General features: G+C 59.3%; 24 protein-coding genes. 7 read left to right on the forward strand and 17 right to left on the reverse strand.

What is annotated here, in order from left to right:
- The first annotated feature begins 72 nt into the window (after window positions 1–72).
- Window positions 73–696: a 50S ribosomal protein L25/general stress protein Ctc gene (locus CLU84_RS16655; protein ID WP_099738527.1), complete on the forward strand. Its 624-nt coding sequence runs from the start codon at window positions 73–75 to the stop codon at window positions 694–696.
- Between the two features lie 125 nt (window positions 697–821).
- Entirely contained in the window at window positions 822–1,460 is a 639-nt protein-coding gene (gene pth, locus CLU84_RS16660) for an aminoacyl-tRNA hydrolase (protein WP_099738529.1), read from the forward strand.
- 80 nt (window positions 1,461–1,540) lie between these two features.
- Here pth and CLU84_RS16665 read toward each other — a convergent pair whose 3' ends face one another.
- The gene (locus CLU84_RS16665) at window positions 1,541–1,801 is read right to left on the reverse strand and encodes a YfhL family 4Fe-4S dicluster ferredoxin (protein ID WP_099738530.1); all 261 of its coding nucleotides are present in this window, start codon (window positions 1,799–1,801) and stop codon (window positions 1,541–1,543) included.
- A gap of 197 nt (window positions 1,802–1,998) precedes the next feature.
- Here CLU84_RS16665 and CLU84_RS16670 point away from each other — a divergent pair, with 197 nt between their 5' ends.
- The 5 genes from CLU84_RS16670 to CLU84_RS16690 all read left to right on the forward strand — a co-directional run bounded on the left by CLU84_RS16670 (window position 1,999) and on the right by CLU84_RS16690 (window position 7,380).
- A complete protein-coding gene (locus tag CLU84_RS16670; protein ID WP_099738532.1) occupies window positions 1,999–2,961 on the forward strand; it encodes an ABC transporter permease in 963 nt (320 codons plus the stop codon).
- A complete protein-coding gene (locus CLU84_RS16675) occupies window positions 2,958–3,845 on the forward strand; it encodes an ABC transporter permease (protein ID WP_099738534.1) in 888 nt (295 codons plus the stop codon). The genes CLU84_RS16670 and CLU84_RS16675 overlap by 4 nt, the downstream gene beginning before the upstream one ends.
- Window positions 3,846–3,863: 18 nt before the next feature.
- The gene (locus CLU84_RS16680; RefSeq protein ID WP_099738536.1) at window positions 3,864–4,892 is read left to right on the forward strand and encodes an ABC transporter ATP-binding protein; all 1,029 of its coding nucleotides are present in this window, start codon (window positions 3,864–3,866) and stop codon (window positions 4,890–4,892) included.
- Window positions 4,889–5,713, forward strand: coding sequence for an ATP-binding cassette domain-containing protein (locus CLU84_RS16685; RefSeq protein ID WP_099738538.1), 825 nt, complete (start codon window positions 4,889–4,891; stop codon window positions 5,711–5,713). The genes CLU84_RS16680 and CLU84_RS16685 overlap by 4 nt, the downstream gene beginning before the upstream one ends.
- A 179-nt stretch (window positions 5,714–5,892) precedes the next feature.
- Window positions 5,893–7,380 (forward strand): ABC transporter substrate-binding protein, encoded by a 1,488-nt coding sequence (locus CLU84_RS16690; protein WP_099738540.1) that lies wholly within the window; start codon window positions 5,893–5,895, stop codon window positions 7,378–7,380.
- Between the two features lie 90 nt (window positions 7,381–7,470).
- Here the strand turns inward: CLU84_RS16690 and CLU84_RS16695 are convergent, their stop codons facing one another.
- The 16 genes from CLU84_RS16695 to CLU84_RS16770 form a co-directional block, all read right to left on the reverse strand.
- The gene (locus tag CLU84_RS16695) at window positions 7,471–8,118 is read right to left on the reverse strand and encodes a LysE family translocator (RefSeq protein WP_099738542.1); all 648 of its coding nucleotides are present in this window, start codon (window positions 8,116–8,118) and stop codon (window positions 7,471–7,473) included.
- Between the two features lie 79 nt (window positions 8,119–8,197).
- Window positions 8,198–9,088 carry a DMT family transporter gene (locus CLU84_RS16700; protein ID WP_099738543.1) on the reverse strand — a complete coding sequence of 297 codons (891 nt, stop codon included), beginning with the start codon at window positions 9,086–9,088 and terminating at the stop codon, window positions 8,198–8,200.
- 204 nt (window positions 9,089–9,292) lie between these two features.
- Window positions 9,293–10,018: a GTP cyclohydrolase I gene (gene folE / locus CLU84_RS16705; RefSeq protein ID WP_099738545.1), complete on the reverse strand. Its 726-nt coding sequence runs from the start codon at window positions 10,016–10,018 to the stop codon at window positions 9,293–9,295.
- Between the two features lie 98 nt (window positions 10,019–10,116).
- Window positions 10,117–10,881 carry an endonuclease/exonuclease/phosphatase family protein gene (locus tag CLU84_RS16710; protein WP_099738547.1) on the reverse strand — a complete coding sequence of 255 codons (765 nt, stop codon included), beginning with the start codon at window positions 10,879–10,881 and terminating at the stop codon, window positions 10,117–10,119.
- A gap of 23 nt (window positions 10,882–10,904) precedes the next feature.
- A complete protein-coding gene (gene nudB / locus CLU84_RS16715) occupies window positions 10,905–11,402 on the reverse strand; it encodes a dihydroneopterin triphosphate diphosphatase (RefSeq protein WP_099738548.1) in 498 nt (165 codons plus the stop codon).
- A gap of 242 nt (window positions 11,403–11,644) precedes the next feature.
- Window positions 11,645–13,450 (reverse strand): aspartate--tRNA ligase, encoded by a 1,806-nt coding sequence (aspS, locus tag CLU84_RS16720; protein ID WP_099738550.1) that lies wholly within the window; start codon window positions 13,448–13,450, stop codon window positions 11,645–11,647.
- A gap of 18 nt (window positions 13,451–13,468) precedes the next feature.
- Complete coding sequence (locus tag CLU84_RS16725) at window positions 13,469–14,113, reverse strand: DUF502 domain-containing protein (RefSeq protein ID WP_099738551.1); 645 nt, start codon at window positions 14,111–14,113, stop codon at window positions 13,469–13,471.
- Between the two features lie 14 nt (window positions 14,114–14,127).
- Window positions 14,128–14,418 carry an FmdB family zinc ribbon protein gene (locus CLU84_RS16730; protein ID WP_099738553.1) on the reverse strand — a complete coding sequence of 97 codons (291 nt, stop codon included), beginning with the start codon at window positions 14,416–14,418 and terminating at the stop codon, window positions 14,128–14,130.
- 100 nt (window positions 14,419–14,518) lie between these two features.
- Entirely contained in the window at window positions 14,519–15,970 is a 1,452-nt protein-coding gene (locus CLU84_RS16735; RefSeq protein WP_099738555.1) for a sodium:solute symporter family protein, read from the reverse strand.
- Between the two features lie 33 nt (window positions 15,971–16,003).
- The gene (gene ubiB / locus CLU84_RS16740; RefSeq protein ID WP_099738557.1) at window positions 16,004–17,572 is read right to left on the reverse strand and encodes a ubiquinone biosynthesis regulatory protein kinase UbiB; all 1,569 of its coding nucleotides are present in this window, start codon (window positions 17,570–17,572) and stop codon (window positions 16,004–16,006) included.
- Complete coding sequence (locus CLU84_RS16745; RefSeq protein WP_099738559.1) at window positions 17,569–18,180, reverse strand: hypothetical protein; 612 nt, start codon at window positions 18,178–18,180, stop codon at window positions 17,569–17,571. The genes ubiB and CLU84_RS16745 overlap by 4 nt, the downstream gene beginning before the upstream one ends.
- A 91-nt stretch (window positions 18,181–18,271) precedes the next feature.
- Window positions 18,272–19,264, reverse strand: a complete 993-nt coding sequence (locus CLU84_RS16750; RefSeq protein WP_099738561.1) for a Tim44 domain-containing protein — start codon at window positions 19,262–19,264, stop codon at window positions 18,272–18,274.
- Window positions 19,265–19,315: 51 nt separating this feature from the next.
- Complete coding sequence (gene ubiE, locus CLU84_RS16755) at window positions 19,316–20,047, reverse strand: bifunctional demethylmenaquinone methyltransferase/2-methoxy-6-polyprenyl-1,4-benzoquinol methylase UbiE (protein WP_099738563.1); 732 nt, start codon at window positions 20,045–20,047, stop codon at window positions 19,316–19,318.
- 243 nt (window positions 20,048–20,290) lie between these two features.
- On the reverse strand, window positions 20,291–20,710 hold the full coding sequence (locus tag CLU84_RS16760; RefSeq protein ID WP_099738565.1) for a gamma-butyrobetaine hydroxylase-like domain-containing protein: 420 nt from the start codon (window positions 20,708–20,710) through the stop codon (window positions 20,291–20,293).
- Between the two features lie 87 nt (window positions 20,711–20,797).
- The gene (locus CLU84_RS16765) at window positions 20,798–21,238 is read right to left on the reverse strand and encodes an HIT family protein (RefSeq protein ID WP_099738566.1); all 441 of its coding nucleotides are present in this window, start codon (window positions 21,236–21,238) and stop codon (window positions 20,798–20,800) included.
- Window positions 21,239–21,245: 7 nt separating this feature from the next.
- Window positions 21,246–25,163, reverse strand: coding sequence for an FAD/FMN-binding oxidoreductase (locus CLU84_RS16770; protein WP_099738568.1), 3,918 nt, complete (start codon window positions 25,161–25,163; stop codon window positions 21,246–21,248).
- Window positions 25,164–25,281 lie beyond the last annotated feature (118 nt).

The raw sequence follows: 25,281 nt of genomic DNA on the forward strand, positions 1-25,281 counted from the left end.
CCTTTTTCAGGGCACAGGTTCTTTTATCAATAGGGCGAGACTGGTCGCGGTCCGCCCATCTAGGAGTTAGTTATGCAATTCGTCGCAACTGAGCGCGCCAAGCAAGGTACGGGTGCGAGCCGCCGTCTGCGTCTGTCGGGTAAGACTCCCGGCATCGTTTACGGTGCTGGTGAGACCCAACTGATCGAAATCGATCACAACGCCCTGTGGCACGCTGTGCACAAGGAAGCTTTCCACTCCAGCGTTCTGGACATGGAAATCGCCGGTCAAGTGACCAAGGTTGTTCTGCGCGACGTGCAGTTCCACCCCTTCAAGAAGCTGGTGCAACACATCGACTTCCAGCGCGTGGACGCAACCACCAAGCTGCACATGAACGTGCCTCTGCACTTCGAAGGCGCAGAACAGTCTCCCGCCGTTAAGGGTGAAAACTGCACCATCACTCACCTGATGACCGAAGTGCAAGTGATCTGCGAACCCGCAGCTCTGCCCGAGTTCATCAAGGTGGACCTGAGCGCTCTGACTTCCAAGTCCACTCTGGGCGTGCAAGGTCTGAAGCTGCCTAACGGCGTGAAGGCTGTGGTGCGCGGCGCCAACAAGAACCCTTCCGTGATCTCCATCAAGCTGCCCGACGTGGCTCCTGCTGAAGGCGCTGCACCTGCTCCCGTGGCTGCTCCCGCTAAGAAGGGCAAGAAGTAATTCTTGTGACTTCGGTACAGCGCCCGTCGCTGTACTCAAAGAAAAGGCCCACCTCGGTGGGCTTTTTCTTTGGGGTTGAAAGAACCGCTCCCGCCGGCCTTTGCTAGCAAGAAGATAATCAAGTCATGATCAAACTGTTTGTCGGCCTCGGCAATCCCGGCCCTGAATACGAAGACACACGGCACAACGCCGGCTTCTGGTGGATTGATGCGCTGGCGCGCGAACTCAAGGTCACTCTGGTTCCAGAGCGCAGCTACTGGGGCCTGATGGCTCGCACCACCATCCACGGCCAGCACGTCTGGCTGCTGGAGCCTCAGACCTTCATGAATCTGTCTGGCAAGTCCGTGGGCACTCTGGCCCGCTTCTTCAAGATTCAACCCGAAGAAATTCTGGTCGTGCACGATGAGCTGGACTTTGAGCCCGGCGTGGTCAAACTTAAGCTGGGCGGTAGCCACGGCGGCCACAACGGCCTGCGTGATATCCATGCCCAGCTGGGCTCACCCAACTACTGGCGCCTGCGCGTGGGCATTGGTCACCCCGGCAACAAGGGCGAAGTGGCCAACTGGGTACTCAAGAAACCCGCCCCGGATCAGCTGAAACTGATCGAAGACGCCATCACACATTCGCTCAAGGCTTGGCCCGAGATGGTGGCCGGACAGATGGACAAGGCCACACTGGCCATCCACACCACCAAGACCCCGCGCCCCAAGCCACCGCGCAAGCCCGCACCCGATGCATCGTCAGCTTCCGCCGACAACGCCTGAAGCAAAAAAAAAGCTCCTGAAACAGGAGCTATTTACGCTTGATTGATAAGGGTCAGAGGCATAAAACCTCTTGAAAAACCTTAATCCAGCTTCTTGGCCTGCGTCAGCTGCTCGTACTTTCTGAACAGCACCTCGTGGCTTTCCACATACTCGGGGTTCACGGGAATGCAGGCCACGGGGCAGATCTGCACGCACTGGGGCTCATCAAAGTGGCCCACACATTCTGTGCATTTATGGGGGTGGATTTCATAGAACTGCTCGCCCATGTAAATGGCATCGTTCGGGCACTCGGGCTCGCACACATCACAGTTGATGCATTCATCCGTAATCATCAATGCCATGAGCCAGCTCCTCTGCAGTTCTTCGAATAAGTAGCGCTCATTATCCCAAGCCCGCCAAGACATGGCGGCACTCGGGACAAAGCCAATACGCATCGAAGACCGCTCATTCACGGCATATCAACGGCACAATGCCGTTATGCTGCGCAGCACGCAAAAGACCTCTGCGTTTTTCTCACGATGAACCTTCGCCCAAAGCCATGAGCATCTTCTTGCTCAAACGCCTGCTCACGCTGATTGTCACCTTGCTGGGTGCATCCATCGTGGTGTTTGCCGTGCTTGAAATTTTGCCCGGTGATGCCGCCCAGATGCTCATGGGCCCCGATGCCGCCCCCGAAGCCGTGCAGGCCATGGCGCAGCAGCTCGGCCTTGATCAGCCCGCACTCACGCGCTACTGGCAGTGGATTAGCGGCCTGCTGCATGGTGACATGGGCACCAGCTACGCCTATGGCTCGCCAGTTTCCGAGCTGGTGTGGGAGCGCCTTATCGTTACCGTGCCGCTGGCCATCATGGCCATGGGCATCACCGCCGTACTGGCTATTGCGGCTGGTGTATTTGCCGCAGCAAACCACAAGCGCTGGGGCGATGTGGGGATGATGGGCCTGGCGCAGATCGGCATTGCCATCCCCAACTTCTGGTTTGCGATTCTTTTGATTCTGCTGTTTTCAGTCAAGCTGCAATGGTTCTCGGCCGGTGGCTTTCCGGGCTGGAGCGAGGAAGACGGCGGGGGCTTCTGGCCCGCGCTGCAGGCGCTGCTGCTGCCCGCTGTTTCTCTAGCCGTGGTGCAGGCCGCCATTCTGGCGCGCATAACCCGCTCCGCCGTTTTAGAAGTGCTTCGTGAAGACTTTGTGCGTACCGCCCGCGCCAAGGGCCTGTCGCGCGGCGCTGCGCTCTGGAGTCATGTGCTTCGCAACGCCATGATTCCCGTCATCACCGTCATGGGCCTGCAGTTTGCCAACCTGCTGGCAGGCACCATCGTGGTTGAAAACGTGTTCTACCTGCCCGGTCTTGGCCGCCTGATCTTTCAGTCCATCGCCAACCGCGATGTGATCGTGGTGCGCAACTGCGTGCTGCTGCTGGCCGCCATGGTGGTAGTGGTGAATTTTGTGGTCGATTTGCTGTATGCAGCCATTGACCCCCGCATCAAGGCCAGCGATATATGAGCACGCCTGTGCCTGGTTACCCCACCCGCGCCTTCACACGCACGCAGCCGCAAACCTTTGGCCAGCGCGCGCTGCAGAACCGCAGCTTTTTGCTGGGAGCCCTGCTCACCACCTTGCTGATTGCGGCCGCTCTGCTGTCTTTTGTCTGGACCCCCGGCTCCGCCTACGAAATAGACATGGATGCCGCACTGCAAGCCAGCAGCAGCCCGCACTGGCTGGGCACGGATGCCTTTGGGCGCGACATTGCCTCGCAAATTCTCGTCGGTGCACGCGCATCCATTGCCGTGGGGCTGATTGCCGTGGGCATAGGCCTAGCGCTGGGCGTAGCACTGGGGTTGATTGCCGCAGCTCGCCGGGGCTGGGTGGAAGAAATCATCATGCGGCTGGCAGACTTTACCTTCGCCTTCCCCGCCTTGCTCTCGGCCATCATGCTCACCGCCGTCTTTGGTGCGAGCATGGTCAACGCCATCATCGCCATCGGCATCTTCAACATTCCCACGTTTGCGCGCATTACCCGTGCATCGGCCAACGCGATCTGGGCGCGGGATTATGTGCTGGCCGCACGCGCCTGCGGAAAAAGCCGCACCGCCATTACGCTGCAGCATGTGCTGCCCAATATTCTTTCCGTGCTGGTGGTGCAGGCCACTATTCAGTTTGCGCTGGCCATTCTGGCCGAGGCAGCGTTGTCCTATCTAGGCCTGGGCACGCAGCCGCCCCAGCCCTCATGGGGCCGCATGCTCAGCGATGCCCAGACCCTCATGTTTCAGGCACCCCTGCTGGCCGTCTGGCCCGGTGTGGCGATCGCCCTTTCGGTACTGGGCCTGAACCTGCTGGGCGACGGCCTGCGCGACCTTCTCGACCCTCGACTGACACGCGAGCGCTAATGCGTAGGGATACCGACCATGGCTTTGCTTGAAGTCTCCAATCTCACCATCAATCTGCAAACCCATCGCGGCCGCGCTCAGGCCGTGCGCGATGTGAGCTTCACGCTGGAGCGCGGTGCCACTCTGGGCCTGATCGGCGAATCGGGCTGCGGCAAATCGCTGACGGCACTGGCCCTGATGGGCCTGCTGCCCGACCATGCGCAGATCGACGGCAGCATTCAGATGGACGGCAAAGAGCTGCTGGACATGAACGAGCGCCAGCTGTGCGCGCTGCGCGGCAACCGCATGTCCATGGTGTTTCAAGAACCCATGAGCGCTCTGAACCCCGTGCACAGCATTGGCCGGCAAGTGGCAGAGCCGCTGCGCCTGCACCAAGGCCTGAGCCGCGCACAGGCCCGTGCCCGTGCCACCGAGCTGCTGGAACGCGTAGGCATTGTCCAGGCCGCGCAGCGGCTGGACGAGTACCCGCACCAGTTCTCTGGCGGGCAGCGCCAGCGCATCATGATTGCCATGGCGCTGGCCTGCAGCCCCGACCTGCTGGTGGCGGATGAGCCCACCACCGCACTTGACGTCACGGTACAGCAGCGCATTCTGGATTTGCTGCAGGAGCTGGTGGCCGAGCATTCCATGGCTCTGGTACTCATCAGCCATGATCTGGGCGTGATTGCTCAGAATGTGGAGCAGCTATTGGTCATGTACGGCGGCACCGTGGTGGAGTCCGGCATGACGGAGACCGTCTTCAGCCAGCGTGCCCACCCCTATACACGCGGCCTGTTCGCAGCGCGCCCCCAGCTGCATGCTGCCAGCAACACCGACCGCTTGCCCACCATTGCAGGCGCCGTGCCTGAGTTGGTAGACTTGCCTGCAGGTTGCCCGTTTGCAGGCCGCTGCAGCTACACCCAGAGCAACTGCTTTATTGAACGCCCACAGCCCCGCACGCTGCACCAGCCCAGCGTGGCTGCACCTGCATCGCTGGCCTCATGGCGCCAACCGCATCGGGTGCGCTGCCTGTATGAGCAAGCCTTGAAAGCGGGAGCGCTGGCATGATGCAAGACGCTCTCAAAACAGAAGCTGCCAGCGCAATAGTGCTAAGGGCTAGCGGCTTGAAACGCTCATACACGCGCCCCCGCACATCAGTGTGGCATGCTACAGAACCTCTGCAGGCGCTGCGCGGTGTGAGCTTTGAGTTGCAGGCCGGACAAAGTCTGGGAGTGGTGGGTGAATCAGGTTCGGGAAAGTCCACTCTCGCCCGTCTGGTCATGGCGCTGGATACGCCCAGCGAAGGCACGGTCGAACTGCTGGGCCGCAATCTGCACCAGCTGCCTGAAAAAGAGCTGCGTGCGGCAAGACGTGATTTTCAGATGGTGTTTCAGGACCCCTACGGCTCGCTGGACCCGCGCATGACGGTGGAGCGCATCATCAGCGAGCCACTGACCATCTTGCCCGGCAAACCCAGCCGCGCTGCACAGCGCCAGCAGGTGCTGGCAGTGCTCGATCAGGTGGGTCTGCGCGCGCAAGATGCCGACAAGTACCCGCATGAGTTTTCAGGCGGCCAGCGCCAGCGCATTGCCATTGCCCGTGCGCTGATTACCCGCCCCAAGCTCATCGTGGCCGATGAACCGGTCAGCGCACTTGATGTGTCCGTCCAGGCCCAGGTGCTCAATCTCATGCAGGACTTGCAGCGCGAGCTAGGCCTGTCATACCTCTTCATCAGCCACGATCTGGCCGTGGTGCAACATGTCTGCGATCAGGTCATCGTGCTCTATCAGGGCGAAATCGTGGAGCGCGGTACGCCGCAAAAGCTGTTCTCGGCACCCGAGCACCCGTACACACAGACATTGATCAAGGCCGCTCCCCGCGCTCACTGAAACCGCAGCACAAACAGTTGCCCACACTCGCAGCCGCTATCTGCAGCGCTGCGGCCTTGGCGGCCCTCTGAGTGGTGTAAAAACACGCCTGAAACAAGTCCGTACAGTACGCACCGTGCGATGACTTGCAGCGCTTTTACAGGCCGCGCGCGGCCTGCCCCCATTCGGAGACTTTGTTGATGCTCAATCGCCGCTCCTTGCTGGTCAGCTCGGCTGCCAGCTTGCCGTTGTTCACTGCCTGGCCCGCTGTGGCCCAGAACAAAAAAGACAGTGTCACGCTGGCCATGACGCTGGAGCCGCCGGGGCTGGACCCTACGGCCGGCGCTGCCTCGTCGATTGCCGAAGTCGTGCTCTACAACGTGTTCGAGACACTGACCAAGATCAACTCGGACGGCAGCGTCTCGCCCCTTCTCGCCGAAAGCTGGGAGGTCTCGTCCGACCTCAAGACCTACACCTTCCGCCTGCGCAAGGATGCCAAGTTTCAGAATGGTGAGCCCTTCAACGCCGCCGCCGTCAAATTCTCGTTTGACCGCGCAGCCGCTGACAAAAGTACCAACAAGGACAAGCGCAGCTTCGCCAACCTCAGCACCAAGGTGGTGGACCCGTACACCATCGTCATCACCAACAAAGATATCGACCCCGATTTTCTGTTTGTGATGGGTCAGGCCACCTCCGTCATCGTCGAGCCCAAGAGCGCGGCCAGCAACGCCACCAAGCCCGTGGGCACCGGCCCTTACCAGCTGGCGTCGTGGAGCAAGGGTGCATCCGTCACGCTGGCCGCTTGGCCGGACTATCGTGCAGCGCAGAGCATTCGCATCAAGCGCGCCGTGTTCCGTTTTATTTCAGACCCGGCTGCGCAGGTCGCATCCCTGCTGGCAGGCGATGTGGACGTTTTCCCCCGCGTTACGCCGCGCAGCGTGCCCCAGTTCAAGGCCAACCAGCGCTTTCAGGTGGTGGTGAGCAACTCACGCGCCAAGACCATTCTGGCCATCAACAACGCACGCAAGCCTCTGAACGATGTGCGCGTGCGCCGCGCCATTGCCGCCGCCATTGACCGCGATGCCGTCATCGCCGGTGCCGCCGATGGCTATGGCGTGCCCATTGGCAGCTATTACGTGCCCACCGCCTTTGGCTATGTGGATACCACGGGCGTCAACCCCTTTGATCTGGACAAGGCCAAGGCGCTGATGGCTGAAGCCGGCATCAAGACCCCGCTGACGCTTACCATGACCCTGCCGCCCACCCCTTACTCACGCCAGGGCGGTGAGCTGATTGCAGCCCAGCTGGCCAAGATTGGCATCAATCTCAAGCTGCAGAACGTGGAATGGGCACAGTGGCTGTCGGGCACATACACCAACAAGAACTACGACCTTTCCATCATTTCGCATGTGGAGCCGTTTGATCTGGGCAACTTTGCCAAGCCGGACTACTACTGGGGCTACCACTCGCAAGAGTTCAATGAGCTGTTCGAGAAGATCAAGCACACCCCCCGCCCTGCCGACCGAGCCCGCCTGCTGGGCGACGCCCAGCGCCTGCTGGCCCGGGATGCAGTACACGGCTTCATCTACACCCCGCAATGGGTGACCGTGGCCAACAAGAAGCTGCGCGGACTGTGGAAGGACATGCCGGTGTTCGTCAACGACCTGTCTTCTCTCTCTTGGGCTTGAATTTGACCTCCCCCTGAGGCGCTTCCGCGCCTTCCCCCTCTCTCGCTTCGCGGGAGGGGGACGACAGCCTCGCTTAGGCCGCGCCAGTTTTCAGCGTTGCACCATTACCAAGCGTAATGCCAGCGCGCCGAAGACAGTCGCGGCAATGCGGTTGAGCCAGCGCTGGGCGCGGGCAGATCGCTGGAAGATTTGGCCGAACATGCCCGAGCCGCAGGCAATGGAGCCAAACACCAGCAGCGTGGCCAGCATGAAGACACAACCCAGCGCCATGACTTGCAGACCCACGCTGCCACGCGCCGGGTCGGTGAACTGGGGCAAAAAGGCCAGAAAGAAGATCAGTACCTTGGGGTTGGTCAGACTCATGACCACTCCGCGACCTGCCCAGCCCATGGCGGTTTTAAGCGTCAGCACATCACGCTCGGCCTGTGCCTGCGCACCCTCAGTCACGCTGACCGGTGCACACCATGCACCCCATGCCAGATACGCCAGGTAGGCCGCGCCGCAGAACTTGAGCACCGTAAACAGCATGGGCGATGCAGCAACCACTGCCGCCAGCCCCAAGGCCACCGCTACGGTGTGACCCACAATACCGAGGCTCAGCCCCAGCACCACGCACAAGCCCACACGCCAGCCGCGCTGGGCGGACTGCACAAGGACAAACAGATTGTCCGGCCCGGGGCTCAGCCCCAGCAGCACGGCCACACCAAAGAATGCAATCAAAACGTCCCAGGTCGGCATGGTCAATTCTTTATAAAAAAAATAGCTGCTTACGCTTTATTAGCAGGCACCACAGGCCTTTTTGATGCATAGAACTGCATCAACCCAGCCCCAGCGCCGTCACGCCCAGCGCAATCATGATGGCGCCTGCAATACGCAGGCCCCGGTCGCCCTCACCCAGCAGCTTGCCACCGATCAGCGCGGCAAACAGCATGGACACCTCTCGCGCCGGTGCGACATGCGAGATAGGTGCGCTTTGCACCGCATACAGCACCAGCACATAGGCAATAGGGCTGAAGAAGGCGACGATGGCCGCATAGCGCCACTGCAAGCGCCAAAGGCGCTTGGTCTCGGGCCAGTCCCGCACAGCCAGCGGCGCCAGAATCACCAGCCGGATCAGATTGCCCACGTAGTCCACCAGAATGGGCGACATCAGCAGCACCTTGACGGCATAGCTGTCCACCACCGTATAGCTGGCAATGAACATGCCCGTCAGCAAGCCGTAGTAGAGGCCGGACAGCACGCGCTGGCGTGCCTCGTCATCCTTCCCCTCGCGGATAGCAATGATCATGCGCGGGCCACCCGCAATCAAAAACACACCTATCACCACGCCCGCAATACCCGCTGCGCCCAGCGTGGAGATGCTTTCGCCCAGAAACAGTACCGCCACCAGCGATGACATCAGCGGCCCGCTGCCGCGTGCCAGCGGATAGACCACCGTCAGGTCCGCCACCCGGTAGCCGCGCAGCAGCACCACGAAATAAGCCACATGCAGCAACGCGCTGGCCGTGACAAAAGCCCATTCCATCCAGCCCCAGCCCGGCACCACATCCTTGCCCAGCCACCAGCCCAGCGGCAACCAGATGATGGCGTTCCAGACCGAGGTGTAGAGAGAGAAGCGGGCATCGCCGCCCGCCTTCTTGGCCACGATATTCCAGCCCGAGTGAATCAGGCCGGCCAGAATGATGAGAGCAAAGGCTTGCAGTGACATGAGAGACAGAAACGCCAGAAATGCAAAAGGCCGCGCAACGCGCAGCCTTTAAAAAGTCCGAAATCAGGTTTCAGAGAAGCTCTGTATGACCCCTGATGCGGGCCACTGCCCTGTACCCAACCAGAGACACCGAGCAAGAGCCGCCTCGCGGCGAGATTGTCGTCCCCCTTGGGAGAAGGTGCGCAGCGACTCTGGGCGAAGCATTTATTTCCGGGCAGCGATAAGCGACAAGAATTCGCGGCGCAGCTCGGAGTTGGTGAGGAAGGCCCCGCGCATGACGGAGTTGAGCATCTTGGAGTCCATCTCGCGCACACCGCGCCAGGACATGCAGAAATGCGAAGCTTCCATCACCACAGCCAAGCCGTCGGGACGGGTCTTGTCCATGATCAGATCGGCCAGCTGAATGATGGCCTCTTCCTGAATCTGCGGGCGACCCATGATCCAGTCCACCAGACGCGCGTACTTGGACAGACCGATCACATTGGTGTTCTTGTTGGGCAGCACGCCAATCCAGATCTTGCCAATCACGGGGCACAGGTGGTGGCTGCAGGCACTGCGCACGGTGATCGGGCCGACGATCATCAGCTCGTTCAGGTGCTCGGCGTTCGGGAATTCGGTAATCGCTGGCTGGTGCACATAACGGCCGCGGAAAACCTCGTTCACATACATCTTGGCCACACGGCGAGCCGTGGCGCGAGTGTTGTGATCGTTGGTGGTGTCGATGACCATGGAGTCGAGCACCGTCTGCATCTTCTCCTGGACCTCGTCCAGCATTTTTTCCAGCTCGCCGGGCTCAATAAAATCGGCGATGTTGTCGTTGGCGTGAAAACGCTTGTTCGCCGCCTGCAGGCGCTCGCGGATCTTGACCGAAACGGGCGTACCCTCTTCAGTCTGTTTGTCTTTATTCATATCGGCGAGTTCTCTGAACATTCAAGAATGGTACCAGCGAATCAACTTCCCAAAGCCTCAAAGGCTTTGCCATTCAAACGCAGGTTTACAAAGCGCCCGAAGCTATGGTTTCAGTAGCATCAGAGCCTGAATTCAGCAATCAGCGGCAAATGGTCGGACATACGCCACCAAATCCGCCCCTTTGGCACTTGCAGCCCCAGCGGCGTCAGCCCACGCACATAGATATGGTCTAGCTGCGCAATCGGCAGACGTGCAGGGTAGGTGGCGATGCCCCGGGTTTCATCAAACTCGAACAGACCAAAGCCCGCCAGCATGCGCTTGATCTGGTTGCCCCAGTCGTTGAAGTCACCTGCCACGACCAGCGGTGCATTGGGCGGCACCTCGCGCTCGATAAAGCGCTGCAGCAGGGCAATCTGGCGAATGCGGCTGCCGGGAATCAAGCCCAGATGCACAACGATGGAGTGCACGCGCTTGCCGTTGATGTCCAGCTCCACATGCAGCAGACCGCGCTGCTCGAAGCGGTGGTCTGAGATGTCTTCATGCTGGTAGCCAATCACCGGCCAGCGGCTGAGCAGCGCATTGCCGTGCTCGCCATCTTTGGTGTAGGCATTGGTCAGGTAGACCGACTCATAGCCCTCGGGAGCCAGATATTCGGCCTGCGGCACATTGGGCCAGTGGTCGAAGTACTGCTCCTCCTTGCGGTTCATCTTGCGCACTTCCTGCAGGCAGACAATGTCCGCATCGAGCTGCTCCACCGCAAGACCCAGATTGTGGATTTCCAGCCGCCGTGCCGGCCCCAGGCCCTGCACACCCTTGTGAATGTTGTAGGTGGCCACGCGCAGAATCTGCGGCTCTGGCGGCGTAAACAACTGAACTTCAGACATAGGCACTGTTTTTCTCAAAGCGGTTACGGCTTCTGCTGGCTTTGAGCCAACGCCGGTTCAAAGCGCGGCAGCAGCAAAATGGCTTCTGCGTTGGAAGAAGAAAAGCAGCGCTGGGCTGCGTCGCGCCAATCATGCCAATCATGTGCGGTGTGCTCTCTCGGATTCAAGTGCACAGCCATGTAGGACGGCACACGAAGCCCGAACACACGCTCCTGGTTGTGCCACACGCCCGGCGCATAACGGTGCTGCCATTCGGGGTAGATGGCGTAGATGTTCTCAAGCTCCCAGTCGATGAGCTGGCAGCCGGGCGCAAGTGCATCAATGCCGGTTTCTTCCAGCACCTCGCGGGCAGCGGTTTCACGCCAGTCCTCACCCTCGCTGTCTTTGCTGCCCGTCACCGACTGCCAGAACGGCTCGCCGCCCGGCGCAGCAATGGTGCGGCGCAGCAGCAGAACCTGACCGTCCTCACGGTAGATGACCACCAGCACGGACTGCGGAATCTTGTAAGGCTTGATGTCCATCAGCCCATATTAGCGCGCTGGCAATGGCCGCAATGGAAGTTGGTGCTGCGCTTGATGGCTATCAATATTCATAGCAGCTAGCGCCTTCTAGTCATCAAAATAGATCACAAAACTTGCCAGATCCATCCACAGAAAAGCGTAAGCAGCTCTTAAAGCTGTAGCAATAAAAAAGCGCCAGCCGCTTTCGCAGACTGGCGCTTGATGCAGGCTGCGATAAACGCAGTCTGCAAAAGGCTTGGAGATCAGGCCTCGGTGGTCGTCACCACGGTGTTGCGCAGCTTGATGTGCAGCTCGCGCAGTTGCTTCTCGTCCACGGGCGATGGGGCTTGCGTCAGCAAGTCCTGGGCGCGCTGGGTCTTGGGGAAGGCAATCACGTCACGGATGGACTCGGAGCCGGTCATCAGCGTGATCAGACGGTCCAGACCGAAGGCCAGACCACCGTGAGGAGGCGCGCCGTACTGCAGCGCATCCAGCAGGTAGCCGAACTTGGCACGCTGGTCTTCAGGGGTGATGTTCAGGGCGGCAAACACCTTGGCCTGTACGTCTGCACGGTGGATACGCACCGAGCCACCGCCCAGTTCCCAGCCGTTCAGCACCATGTCGTAGGCCTTGGCAATGCACTTGCCTGGATCCGTGACCATCAGCTCTTCATGGCCATCCTTGGGCGATGTGAAGGGATGGTGCACAGCAGCCCAGCGGTTGTTTTCTTCGTCATGCTCGAACATGGGGAAGTCCACCACCCACAGGGGTGCCCACTTGTTTTCGAACAGACCGCTCTTCTTGCCGAACTCGCTATGGCCGACCTTCAGACGCAGGGCGCCGATGGAGTCGTTGACGATCTTTTCCTTGTCAGCGCCGAAGAAGATGAGGTCGCCGTCTTGAGCACCCGTGCGCTTCAAGATTTCAGCAATCGCTGCATCGTGCAGGTTCTTGACGATGGGCGACTGCAGGCCTTCACGACCCTTGGCCACTTCATTGACCTTGATCCAAGCCAGACCCTTGGCACCGTAGATCTTGACAAACTCGGTGTAGCCGTCGATTTCGCCACGCGAGATCGCAGCGCCGCCGGGTACGCGCAGAGCCACCACGCGGCCGCCCTTGGTGGTCGCAGGAATGGAGAAGACCTTGAAGTCCACGTCGCCCATGCAGTCGGTCAGCTCTGTGAATTCGAGCTTGACGCGCAGGTCAGGCTTGTCCGAACCAAAGCGGTGCGCAGCATCCTGGTAGGTCATGATAGGGAACTCGCCCAGCTCCACGTCCAACTGCGTCTTGAAGACTTCGGTGATCATCTGCTGGAAGATGGCGCGAATTTCTTCTTCGTTCAGGAACGAAGTTTCGCAATCGATCTGCGTGAATTCTGGCTGGCGGTCAGCGCGCAAGTCTTCGTCGCGGAAGCACTTGGTGATCTGGTAGTAGCGGTCGTAACCGGCCACCATCAGCATCTGCTTGTACAGCTGGGGAGACTGGGGCAGCGCGAAGAATTCGCCGTCATGCACGCGCGAGGGAACGAGGTAGTCGCGTGCGCCTTCGGGAGTGGATTTGCCCAGCATGGGGGTTTCGATGTCGATAAAACCCAGCTTGTCCAAGAAGTTGCGCACCTGGATCGCGGTCTTGTAGCGCAGCATCATGTTGCGCTGCATCACGGGACGGCGCAAGTCCATCACGCGGTTGGTCAGGCGCACGGTTTCCGACAGATTCTCGTCGTCCAGCTGGAAGGGAGGCGTGACGGAAGCGTTCAGCACGTTCAGCTCGTGGCACAGCACTTCGATCTGGCCGCTTTTCAGCTTGTCGTTGGTGGTGCCAGCGGGGCGGGCACGCACGATGCCCTTGACCTGCACGCAGAACTCATTGCGCACGTCTTCAGCCACCTTGAACATTTCAGCGCGGTCAGGATCACAGACCACCTGCACATAGCCTTCGCGGTCACGCAGGTCGATAAAGATCACACCACCGTGGTCACGGCGGCGATTCACCCAGCCGCACAGGGTCACGGTTTCGCCCATTTGGGCTTCGGTCACCAGACCGCAGTATTGAGTACGCATTGCCATGAAATTCTTCCTGCACCCTTAGGGATGCGACAAGGTTGTTTGTTTGGATTCTTCGATCGCGGTGAGGTCTGGCGGAGCCACTACACCCATCGAAACAATATATTTGAGTGCGGCATCCACACTCATTTCCAGCTCAACGCACTCACTCTTGCGCACCAGCACAAAGTAACCGCCCGTGGGGTTCGGTGTGGTGGGCACGAACACGCTGACATAGTCATCGCGCAGCAAGGCCGCGACTTCGCCATTGGGCTGGCCCGTGACAAAGGCCACGGTCCAGACGCCTTCACGCGGCCATTGCACCATGACCGCAGTGCGAAAGGCGTTACCGCTGTCAGAGAAAACGGTATCAGAGACCTGCTTGACGCTGGAATAGATGGAGCGCACCACAGGAATGCGGCGCACCAGTGCATCACCCCAGCCGACCAGCTTGCGTCCGATGAAGTTGCTGGCAATACCACCGACGATCAGCAGGATCAGCAACGTCAAAATGACGCCAAAGCCAGGAATGTGCACGCCCAGCAGTTTGTCGGGCTGCCATGCCTCAGGAAGAATGGCCAGCGTCTGGTCCAGTGTCCCGATGATCCAGTTAAGCACACCGAGGGTGATCACCAGAGGAACGATGACCAGCAAACCTGCAATCAGCCACTTGCGCAATGCAAACATAGTCTCGAAGAGCCTCAGGAGTTGGCAGTGGCAGGAGCCGCTGCAGGAGCCGGTGCGGGTTCCGCTGCAGGTGCAGCAGCGCTCTCACTGGAGGAAGAAGTGCTTGCAGTCGGCTTGCTGCCGCTATTCTTGAAGTCCGTGGCATACCAGCCAGAACCCTTGAGCTGAAAGCCCGGAGCGGTGAGCTGCTTGGAAAAGGCCTCGGCCCCGCAAGCTGGGCACACGGTCAGCGGCGCGTCCGAGATTTTCTGCAGCACATCCTTGGCATGACCACAGGAGCCACACTTGTATGCATAGATAGGCATAGCGCTAAAACGAGGGAAGTGCAAAAACCCTCAATTATAGGCGTCGCCCCTCGTTTTGCTGCGCTGCACAGGCAAGCCCCGGCATCGCTTATTTACACTTTCAGACCTTGGCCTCGGTAAAGCTCTCAATTTCCCGGTGATGGTTGCTAACCCACTGGGGCAGCAGAGACCCTGCCAGCATGCCAACAACCGCCGCCAAAAGACCAGCCAACTGCTGCGGGAAAGCCTGATGGAGAGCAGGTGTCACCATAAAGATCAGCCAGACCCCAATGCCCAGCACCACGGCGCTGATGGCGCCTTGCGTGGTAGCGCGCTTCCAATACAGACCAAAAACCAGCGGAACAAAAGCCCCCACCAGCGGCACCTGATAAGCGCTGGCCACCAGTTCATAGATGGGAGTGCCTTGCATGGCAATGGAATAAGCCAGCACGCAGGCCGAGAACACCAGCACGCTGATGCGCATGGTCCTGAGGTTGTCCTTATCCGTCGTAAACGGGCGGAACTGACGCCAGATGTTTTCGGTAAACGTGACGCTGGGCGCCAGCAAGGTCGCTGATGCACAGGATTTGATAGCAGACAGCAGCGCACCAAAGAACAGCACCTGCATGGCAAACGGCATCTTGTCCATCACCAGAGTGGGCAGCACCTTTTGTGGATCTTCAGCCAGCAAGGCCGTAGTCTCAGTCGGCATGATGATGAGCGCACTGGCCACGAGAAACATGGGCACAAAGGCAAAAATCACATAGCAGGCACCACCGATGATGGTGCCGCGTACTGCAGATTTTTCAGTATCGGCAGACATCACGCGCTGAAAGATGTCCTGCTGCGGAATCGAGCCCAGCATCATGGTCACGGCAGCGCCAATGAAGAACACGATTTCATGGAGTGAAGGCTCGGGTAGGAACTTGAACAGATCGCGGCTGGTGGCCAGATCGACCACCTTGTCAGCACCACCTGCCATATCACCAGCGAAGAAAGCCAGCGCCAGCAGACCTACAACCAGAATGATCATCTGCACAAAATCGGTCACCGCCACAGACCACATGCCACCGAACAGCGTGTAGATGAGCACGGAAAGAATGCCAATCGTCATACCCATGGGTATGCTGACCGAGCCGCCCGAGAGCAGGTTGAACACCAGCCCCAATGCCGTGACCTGAGCCGAAACCCAGCCCAGATAGCTGAGCATTATGATGAGCGAGCAGATCACCTCAATCGAGCGACCATAGCGAGCACGGTAGTAGTCGCTGATGGTCAGCAAATTCATGCGGTAGAGCTTGGCCGCAAAGAAGGCACCGACCAGAATCAGGCACATTCCCGCGCCAAACGGGTCTTCCACCAGGGCCTGCAGGCCGCCTTCGATGAACTTGGCAGGTACACCCAGAACCAGCTCTGACCCGAACCAGGTCGCGAAGGTGGTGGTGATGATCATGTACAGCGGCAGATGTCGCCCGGCAATAGCGAAGTCCGCCGTGTTTTTCACGCGTTTTGCCGCCCACAAACCAATGCCAATGGTTATCAATAGGTAGACGATTACCAATGAGAGCAGCAAGCTCGCACTCCTCAGACTAAAAAAACAGGAAGCTCAGAAGCGGATGCGCAGCAGAATCTGCAGCACTACCAGCCCGATAACGAAACCAATGCCTGCGCTGAGGATGGCCTGCAGCAAGCGGTTGGTGGTCTTTTGCTGCTGGAGCAGCTCTTTCAGCAAGACATCGTTGTGATTGCCAGCGCCTTGCTTGGCCAGATACTGGTGCAGCACGCGCGGAATATCGGGCAGAATTTTGGCGTAACGCGGGGCTTGCGCCTGAATTTCGCTCCACAGACGCTGCGGGCCCATCTGGTCCAGCATCCACTTTTCAAGAAACGGCTTGGCCGTGCTCCAGAGGTCCAGATTCGGATCCAGCTGACGCCCCAGACCTTCGATATTGAGCAGCGTCTTTTGCAGCAGCACCAGTTGCGGCTGGATTTCGACCTGAAAACGGCGCGAGGTCTGGAACAGCCGCATCAGCACCATGCCCAAAGAAATTTCGGCCAGCGGGCGGTCAAAGTAAGGCTCACAGACGGCTCGAATAGCGGCTTCCAGCTCTTCAACCCGCGTGTGGGCAGGCACCCAGCCACTTTCCACATGCAAAGCGGCTACGCGCTTGTAGTCGCGACGAAAGAAAGCCAGAAAGTTCTGCGCCAGATATTCTTTGTCGAACTCGGTCAGCGTGCCGACGATGCCAAAGTCCAGCGAGATATAGCGCCCGAAGGTATCGGGCTCCAGGCTGACCATGATATTTCCCGGGTGCATGTCCGCGTGGAAGAAACCGTCACGAAACACCTGAGTGAAGAAGATAGTCACGCCGTCACGCGCCAGCTTGGGAATGTCTACACCGGCTTCACGCAGACGCTCCACCTGACTGATGGGCACGCCCTTCATGCGCTCCATCACCATCACATCAGTGTGGCAGTAATCCCAGTGAATCTCGGGGATCAGCACCAGATCCAGCCCTTCCATATTACGGCGCAGCTGCGCGGCATTGGAGGCTTCACGGATCAGGTCCAGCTCGTCATGCAGGTAGTTGTCGAACTCGCCAACCACTTCCTTGGGCTTGAGGCGCTTGCCGTCTTTGGACAGCCGCTCCATCCAGCCCGCCATCATGTGCATGAGCGCCAGATCCTTGTCGATCACGGTCTTCATGCCCGGACGCAGCACCTTGACGGCCACCTCATGCTCAACGCCAGCCTTGTCGCGAATCACGGCAAAGTGCACCTGTGCAATCGATGCACTGGCCACGGGCTGACGATCAAAGCTCACAAAAATCTGATTGAGCGGCTTGCGAAAAGAGCGCTCGATGGTGTCTACCGCGATTTGAGAATCGAACGGAGGCACACGGTCCTGCAGCTTGGCCAGCTCTTCCGCAACATCGGGCGGCATCAGGTCGCTGCGCGTAGACAGCACCTGACCGAACTTCACAAAGATGGGACCCAGTTCCTCAAGCGCTTCACGCAGGCGCACGCCACGTGGCTTGTCAAGCTTGCGGCCGAATGTGAGCACGCTGCGCAGACTGCGCAGGCGCGGGTGTGGAATGCCGGAGAGCACCAGCTCATCCAGACCATAACGAAACACCACCCAGAGGATGGCCCAGCCTCGCAGAAAACGGCTCATGGCTGTGTGTAATCGGCACCGGGCATGGATGCCACAGGTGCGGTGCTTGCCGGGCTGACGACATCTGCATCAGCCGCTTTTTTGCCACCCATGCGTGCGCCAACGAACTGGCGCAGGCCTTGGGCTGCTGTACGGGCAACCTTGGCAATGGTGTGGGCTGGCACATCGCCAACCAAGCGGGCCAGGTCTTCTTCCACATCCCACTTGACGTTGTCGACCAGCCAGTTGATCTCGGCGGCAAACTGCACATCGCCTTCAATGCGGATGCTGGGCTTGCCGCCGCGCAATGCAGTCTGAGCCAGCGACAGAGGCGAAGTCTCAGTGACTTCCAGCATCAGGTCGGGGGCAGCGTCTTCAGGTGCCACATCGAACAGACCAGCGGGCGTGACCAGCAGGGCTACCGAGTACTGACGCCACTGCACGCGGGCAATGCGACCTTTTTGACGCAGAAGGCGATCCATGGCCTCTTTTTCCTGCATCAGCACATGGTTGATGAAAAGCACCAGACGCTGATGCATTTCACTCACCAGCCATTCGGGAGCTTGAGGTCCAGCCATCACGCGTTCGACGAGACCGCTCAGAAAAGAAAAAGGGGACTGTGTTGCCATAGTCCCCGATTATTCATGAAATCAATCCCCCTGAGTCGCTACGCGCCTTCCCTATGAAAACAACGCCTTCGCTGCGGGGGCGGCCTGTGCCTTATTGGAGCGCTTGCACGCCAGCCACCAGCCAGCCGCTGGAGCCACTCTTGGGCTTAGTCATGTTCCAGACTTCGCGGAAGGGGCTTGGACCTGCGGAGGCGTCTTCACGGATCATGCCGGAGAACTCGACACTGGCCATATAGCCATTGCCCAGATCTTCGATGCCCAGTAACTGGGCATCAATCATCAGCACTTCCGTGTGATTGGGTTCGCCAGGGCGCTGCGATTCGCGCTCAGCCAGTTGAGAACGAATTTCCGACAGCATCTCGTCCGTCATCATCGAGCGCAGCGAAGTAATGTCAGAGCGGTCCCAGGCGGATTGCAACGTCACGAAATTACGCTTGGCAGCTGTCAGGAAGCCGACTTGATCAAAGCCTTCTGGCACACCCCAGTTCTGCGAACCCGACAAAGCCGAGCCAATCATGGAGCCACCGGCTGCGGCGGCAGGCTGATAGTCCTGTTCCCAGGGACGCGCAGACGCATCATTGCCAATTTTTTCAGGGTTGTACTGACGTGCCTGAGGAGCATTGACATCACCACCCAGATTGCCTGCACCCTGAAAGGCGAAGGGGCTGTTATTGGCCTGAGCAGCAGGCGCGGCCTTGCGGCGGCGCATGATCATTCCGATGACCGCCATGGCGACCATGGCCAGCAAGGCCATCATCAGAAAGTTGCCAAAGGCTTCACCAAAGCCCAGCGAGTGAGCCAGCCAGGCCAGGCCCAGACCGGCTGCCAGACCGCCAAGCATAGCACCCCAGGGCTTCTTGGGTGCTGCAGCAGGCGTTGCCGGCGTGCCAGCACGGTTTTGCTGAGCCGCATTTTGCTGCGGAGCCTGCTGAGTGTTCTGTGTGGGAGCACGAGAAGCTTCGCGTTGCGTGACATTGCCAGACTGTTTGCCAAACGAAGAGCCTCCGCCCATGCGTTTCGCGTCAGCCTCACCGTGTGCCACAACCAGCATTGCCACCAAGGCAATTGACCAAAGTTTTTTCATCTCATCTCCCTTCTTATAGAAAGTCGCTACAAATCTGCGCACAAGGCGCGCTTAACACTTGATCCCGACATGCAAGGCACAGATGCCACCTGTCATGTTGTGATAGTCCACATGGCCAAAGCCGCATTGCTGCATCAAGGCCTTGAGTTCCTTCTGGCCGGGGTGCATGCGGATGGATTCAGCCAAATAACGATAGCTTTCCGCATCACCGGCAATCATCTGCCCCATGGCCGGCAAAATCTTGAACGAATAAAAGTCATAGGCTTTCTCCAGGGGCTTGGCCACCTTGGAGAACTCCAGCACCAGCAGCTTGCCACCGGGGCGCAGAACGCGGTTCATTTCCTTCAGCGCTGCATCCTTGTGCGTCATATTGCGCAGGCCAAAGGCCACGCTGACCAAGTCGAAGTGGCCATCAGGGAAAGGCAGTTTTTCCGCATCACAGACCAAGGTGGGCAGCAGCACGCCCTTGTCGGTCAGGCGATCACGCCCCACACGCAGCATGGCTTCGTTGATATCGGTGTGAACCACTTGGCCCGATGCGCCGACCTTCTTGGAAAAAGCCAGAGCCAGATCGCCCGTGCCGCCTGCAATATCCAGCGCCTTGTCGCCTTCCTTGAGGTTGGCCACCATCAGGGTATAGGCCTTCCAGGCGCGATGCAGACCGCCGGACATGACGTCATTCATGACGTCGTACTTGGAGGCAACGGAGTCGAACACACCGCGTACACGCGATGCCTTCTCGCTTTCGTCAACAGTCTGGAATCCGAAGTGTGTGGAGCTCATAACAAAGAATGCTAAGCAAGCAGTGCTTGTGCGTACAGCGACAACCCCGTATGACTACAGGCTTTGAAGCACTATGGTTTTTAGAAGAAATTGGCTTTAAGCGCTTATCTCACCTGCGCTACAAGCTATCGGAAATATAGCACCAGCATCAATAACCCTGCGCTTGGCGCATGGCCTGTGTGGTGTCAGAGGGACGTTTGCATAGGCTTTCAGCCAGCAAACAAGCCCCCTCGAAGTCAAATCTCAATGCACGCTGCAGCCGTGACCACCAGCGCCCTTTTCGGGCATCAGCGTGTCGCGGTTCAGGCCTGCATCTTCAAGGCGCTGCAGATACTGCTTCCACAGTTCGTCTTGCTGGCTACCCAGCTGGTAGAGGTATTCCCAGGTGTAGAGACCGCTTTCGTGCCCGTCGCTGAAGAAAGGCTTGATCGCATAGTTGCCCACCGGCTCGATGGTGTTGATCCCCACATCGCGCTTACCGGTCTGCAGGACTTCCTGGCCCGGGCCATGCCCCTGTACCTCAGCCGATGGCGAGTACACGCGCATCAGCTCAAAGGGGATGCGAAAGGTTTTGCCATCCGTATAAGACACCTCCAGCACGCGCGACGCGCCATGCACGGTTAGTGCCTGAGGGGTGGGAGTGTTGGCTTGCAATCCGGCCATGGTTCTCTCCTGTTCAATGCATAAAAGGGCAGCCAGGAGCTGCCCTTTGTCTCTCTGTACTCAATCTCCAGAACGGAGATACGAACATCAGGCGGCCCAGAGGGTCAGCGCCTTTTGCAGTGCAGCGTCTACCACTGGCAGTTGCTGGGCCACCGCCGCTTCACGCGCTTCATCGCGCTCGCGCAAGGCGGGCGCCCAGACCGAGGCGGGAAAGTGGCTGTCCCAGTCATAGCGCGCAATCACATGCCAGTGCAGATGAGCCACCATATTACCCAGGGCCGCCAGGTTGATCTTGGTGGGCGAGAGCTGCTCGCGCAGCACGCGCTCCACCACGGCCACGGCGTCCATGCACAAGGCACGGTCTGCAGCGCTCAAGTCCGAAAACTCGGCAGCATGATCGGCCCAGACTACGCGATAGAAGGCAGGAAAGCCCTCTTCCGCCGCACGAATCACCCGCAGCTTGTCGCCACGCCAGATCAGTGCACCGCCGTCGGTGGTGCACAGAGGGCAGTTGTCTTGATGCGTCATATTTACCTCAGACCAGGACACGCTCGATGCCACCCGCGTTGGCACGCTTGACGTATTCGGGCATCCAGTTCTCACCCAGAATGTCACGCGCCATCTCAACCACGATGTAGTCGGCTTCCAGCAGGCCATTGTTCATGTCATTGCCGTAGCGCGACAGGCCTTGCAGGCAGCTTGGGCAGCTGGTCAGAATCTTGACGTTTTCCTTGGGCGCCAGAGCACCGCTCTCGCGCAGCTCGGCTTCGCTCTTGCGCAGCTCTTCCGTCTTACGGAAGCGAATCTGCGTAGAGATATCAGGACGCGTCACGCCCAGCGTGCCGGACTCACCACAGCAACGCTCGCTCTTGGTGACCTGGTCGCCCATCAAGGCCTTGACGGTCTTCATGGGGTCCTGCTGCTTCATGGGCGTATGGCAAGGGTCGTGGTAAAGGTACGTGCCCTTGTTCTGCAGCGTGATGCCCTTTTCGAGCAGATATTCGTGGATGTCGATGATGCGGCAGCCAGGGAAAATCTTGTCGAACTGGTAGCCCTGCAACTGGTCATAGCAGGTACCGCAGCTCACCACCACAGTCTTGATGTCCAGATAGTTGAGCGTGGTGGCCACACGGTGGAAGAGCACACGGTTGTCCGTGATCATCTTCTCAGCCTTGTCGAACTGGCCCGAACCGCGCTGGGGATAGCCGCAGCACAGGTAGCCGGGCGGCAGCACGGTTTGTACACCGGCGTGCCACAGCATGGCCTGCGTGGCCAGGCCCACCTGGCTGAACAGACGCTCCGAGCCGCAGCCGGGGAAGTAGAACACCGCCTCGGTATCCGACTTGGTGGCCTTCGGATCCCGGATGATGGGCACGTAATCCTTGTCTTCAATATCCAGCAATGCGCGTGCCGTCTTGGTGGGCAGGCCACCGGGCAGCTTCTTGTTGATGAAGTGAATCACCTGCTCCTTGATAGGAGCCGTACCGACCGATGCCGGCGGGTGCGCCGTCTGCTTCTTGGCAAAGCTTTGCAGCACATCGGCAGCCAGACGCTGAGCCTTGAAGCCCACACCGACCATGGCCGAGCGCATGAACTTGATGGTGTCAGGGTTCGTGGCATTCAGCATGGTCATAGCCAGCTTGTTGCCCGGACGGAAGCTCTTCTTGTCCATCTTGCGCAGCAGATTGCGCATATTCATGGTCACATCGCCAAAGTCGATCTTGACCGGGCAAGGGTTCAGACACTTGTGGCAGACCGTGCAGTGGTCGGCCACGTCTTCAAACTCCTGCCAGTGCTTGAGCGACACACCGCGGCGGGTCTGCTCTTCGTAGAGGAAAGCTTCCACCAGCAGCGAAGTCGCCAGAATCTTGTTGCGGGGCGAATACAGCAGATTGGCACGCGGCACGTGCGTTGCACACACCGGCTTGCACTTGCCACAGCGCAGGCAGTCTTTGACGGAGTTGGCAATAGCGCCAATATCCGACTGCTGCATGATGATGGACTCGTAGCCCATCAGGCCGAAAGACGGCGTGTAGGCGTTGGTCAAGTCGGCAAACATCAGTGATTCACGCGGCGAGCGGCCATCGTGGCTCTGGTGCGCCGATGCGTCCCACTCTTCATTGCGAATCAGCTTGCCCTTGTTGAAGCGGCCTTCAGGGTCCACGCGCTTCTTGTACGCAGCAAACGGTGCCAGTTCCTCATCGCTGAGGAATTCCAGTTTGGTAATGCCAATGCCGTGCTCACCCGAGATCACGCCATCCAGACTGCGCGCCAAATCCATGATGCGGGCCACGGCGCCATGCGCGGTCTGCAGCATTTCATAGTCGTCAGAGTTGACGGGCAGATTGGTGTGCACATTGCCGTCACCGGCGTGCATGTGCAGCGCCACCCAGACGCGGCCCTTTAGCACCTTCTGGTGAATATCGTTGACGGATTCGAGCAACGGCTGGAAGGCAGCACCTGCAAAAATCTTGGACAGCGGCTCTTTGAGCTGCGTCTTCCAGCTGGCGCGCAGCGTGTGGTCTTGCAGCTGGGGGAACAGCGTGGCAACGCCATCCAGCCAGCCTTGCCACAGGCCGCGCACGTCAGCGACCAGCGCCAGCGCCTGCTGCACGCGGTCTTCCAGCAGCTCTGCACTGGGAATCTCGCCTGCATCGTCGCTCTTGCCCAACGGAAGATCAGAATTTTTGAAGAATTGGCTCAGCTCGTCGCACAGCTTGAGCTTGTTGCGCAGGCTCAATTCAATATTGATGCGCTCAATGCCATCGGTGTACTCGGCCATGCGGGGCAGAGGAATCACCACGTCTTCATTGATCTTGAAGGCATTGGTATGGCGCGAGATCGCTGCTGTGCGCTTGCGGTCCAACCAGAACTTCTTACGGGCCTCGGCGCTGATGGCGATAAAGCCCTCGCCATTGCGCGAATTGGCAATGCGCACCACTTCGCTGGTCACGCGGGCTACTTCATCGGCGTTGTCACCGGCGATGTCGCCCAGCAACACCATCTTGGGCAGGCCGCCATTGCCCTTTTTGGACTTGGTGGCATAACCCACGGCCTTGAGGTAGCGGTCGTCCAGATGCTCCAGACCCGCCAGCAGCACGCCCGAGCGCTTTTGCTCGGCGAACATATAGTCCTTGATCTCGACAATCGAAGGCACTGCATCCTTGGCGTTACCAAAGAACTCCATGCACACCGTGCGGGTATGGGCCGGCATGCGGTGCACCACCCAGCGGGCGCTGGTGATCAGACCGTCCGTGCCTTCCTTCTGAATGCCGGGCAGGCCAGAGAGGAACTTGTCGGTCACGTCCTTGCCCAGGCCTTCCTTGCGGAAAGTCTTACCGGGAATGTCCAGACGCTCAGTACGAATATGGGTCTTGCCGTCGGCCTCGAAGTACTTCAGCTCGAAGCAGGCCATTTCGGCATCGTGAATCTTGCCCAGGTTGTGATCCAGACGCGTGACTTCCAGCCACTGCGCATCAGGCGTCACCATGCGCCAGGACACGAGATTGTCCAGTGCCGTGCCCCAGAGAACTGCCTTCTTGCCGCCCGCATTCATGGCCACGTTGCCGCCAATGCAAGATGCCTCGATGGAGGTGGGATCCACCGCAAACACAAAGCCGCCGCGCTCGGCCGCATCGGCCACGCGCTGTGTCACCACACCGGCTTCGGAATAAATAGTGGGCACTTCATGATCCACACCGGGGATCATGCGCATCTCGACTTCAGTCAGCGCTTCCAGCTTTTCGGTGTTGATGACCACCGATCGCCATGTCAAAGGAATAGCACCACCCGTATAGCCCGTGCCGCCTCCACGGGGAATGATGGTCAGACCCAGCTCGATACAGCCCTTGACCAGGCCGGCCATTTCGGCTTCGGTGTCAGGGGTCAGAACGACGAACGGATATTCCACACGCCAGTCCGTGGCATCGGTCACGTGGGCCACACGCGAGAGTCCATCGAACTTAATGTTGTCCTTGGCCGTATAAGGGCGAAGCGTCTTCTGCACACGGCGGCGCAGTTGCTCGGCTTCTACAAAAGTGGCATTGAATTCGTGCACGGCACGGTGGGCAGCATCCACCAATTGCCCCACCAGCTGATCACGCACCGAGTCTTCATGAGGCTCACGGCGCTTGTCGATCTCGGAGAGTCGATGCGCCAGCGCCTCGACCAGCGACTTGCGGCGATCAGGGCTGTGAATCAGATCGTCCTGCAGATAGGGGTTACGCTGCACGACCCAGATATCACCCAGCACCTCGTAAAGCATGCGGGCAGATCGGCCAGTGCGGCGTTCCTGACGCAGCTGGTTGAGCACATCCCACATGGATGAGCCCAGCAGACGAATCACGATCTCACGGTCAGAGAACGATGTGTAGTTATAGGGAATCTCGCGCAGTCGTGCGGGTTCAGCAGCCTGCGCCTGCAAGGCGGCAGCCAACGCAATCGGTACATTCATGGGTAGACCGTGTTGGGCGCCCGGGGGCGCCCCGAAGCCAGTGGGACGCTGATTTTAAGCGACCCGGGCTCATTCATGCTTTGCTATGGCTTCTGAGTCACCAGCCCAGCTATCGCAA

The organism is Comamonas sp. 26 (assembly GCF_002754475.1).
GTDB lineage: Bacteria > Pseudomonadota > Gammaproteobacteria > Burkholderiales > Burkholderiaceae_C > Comamonas.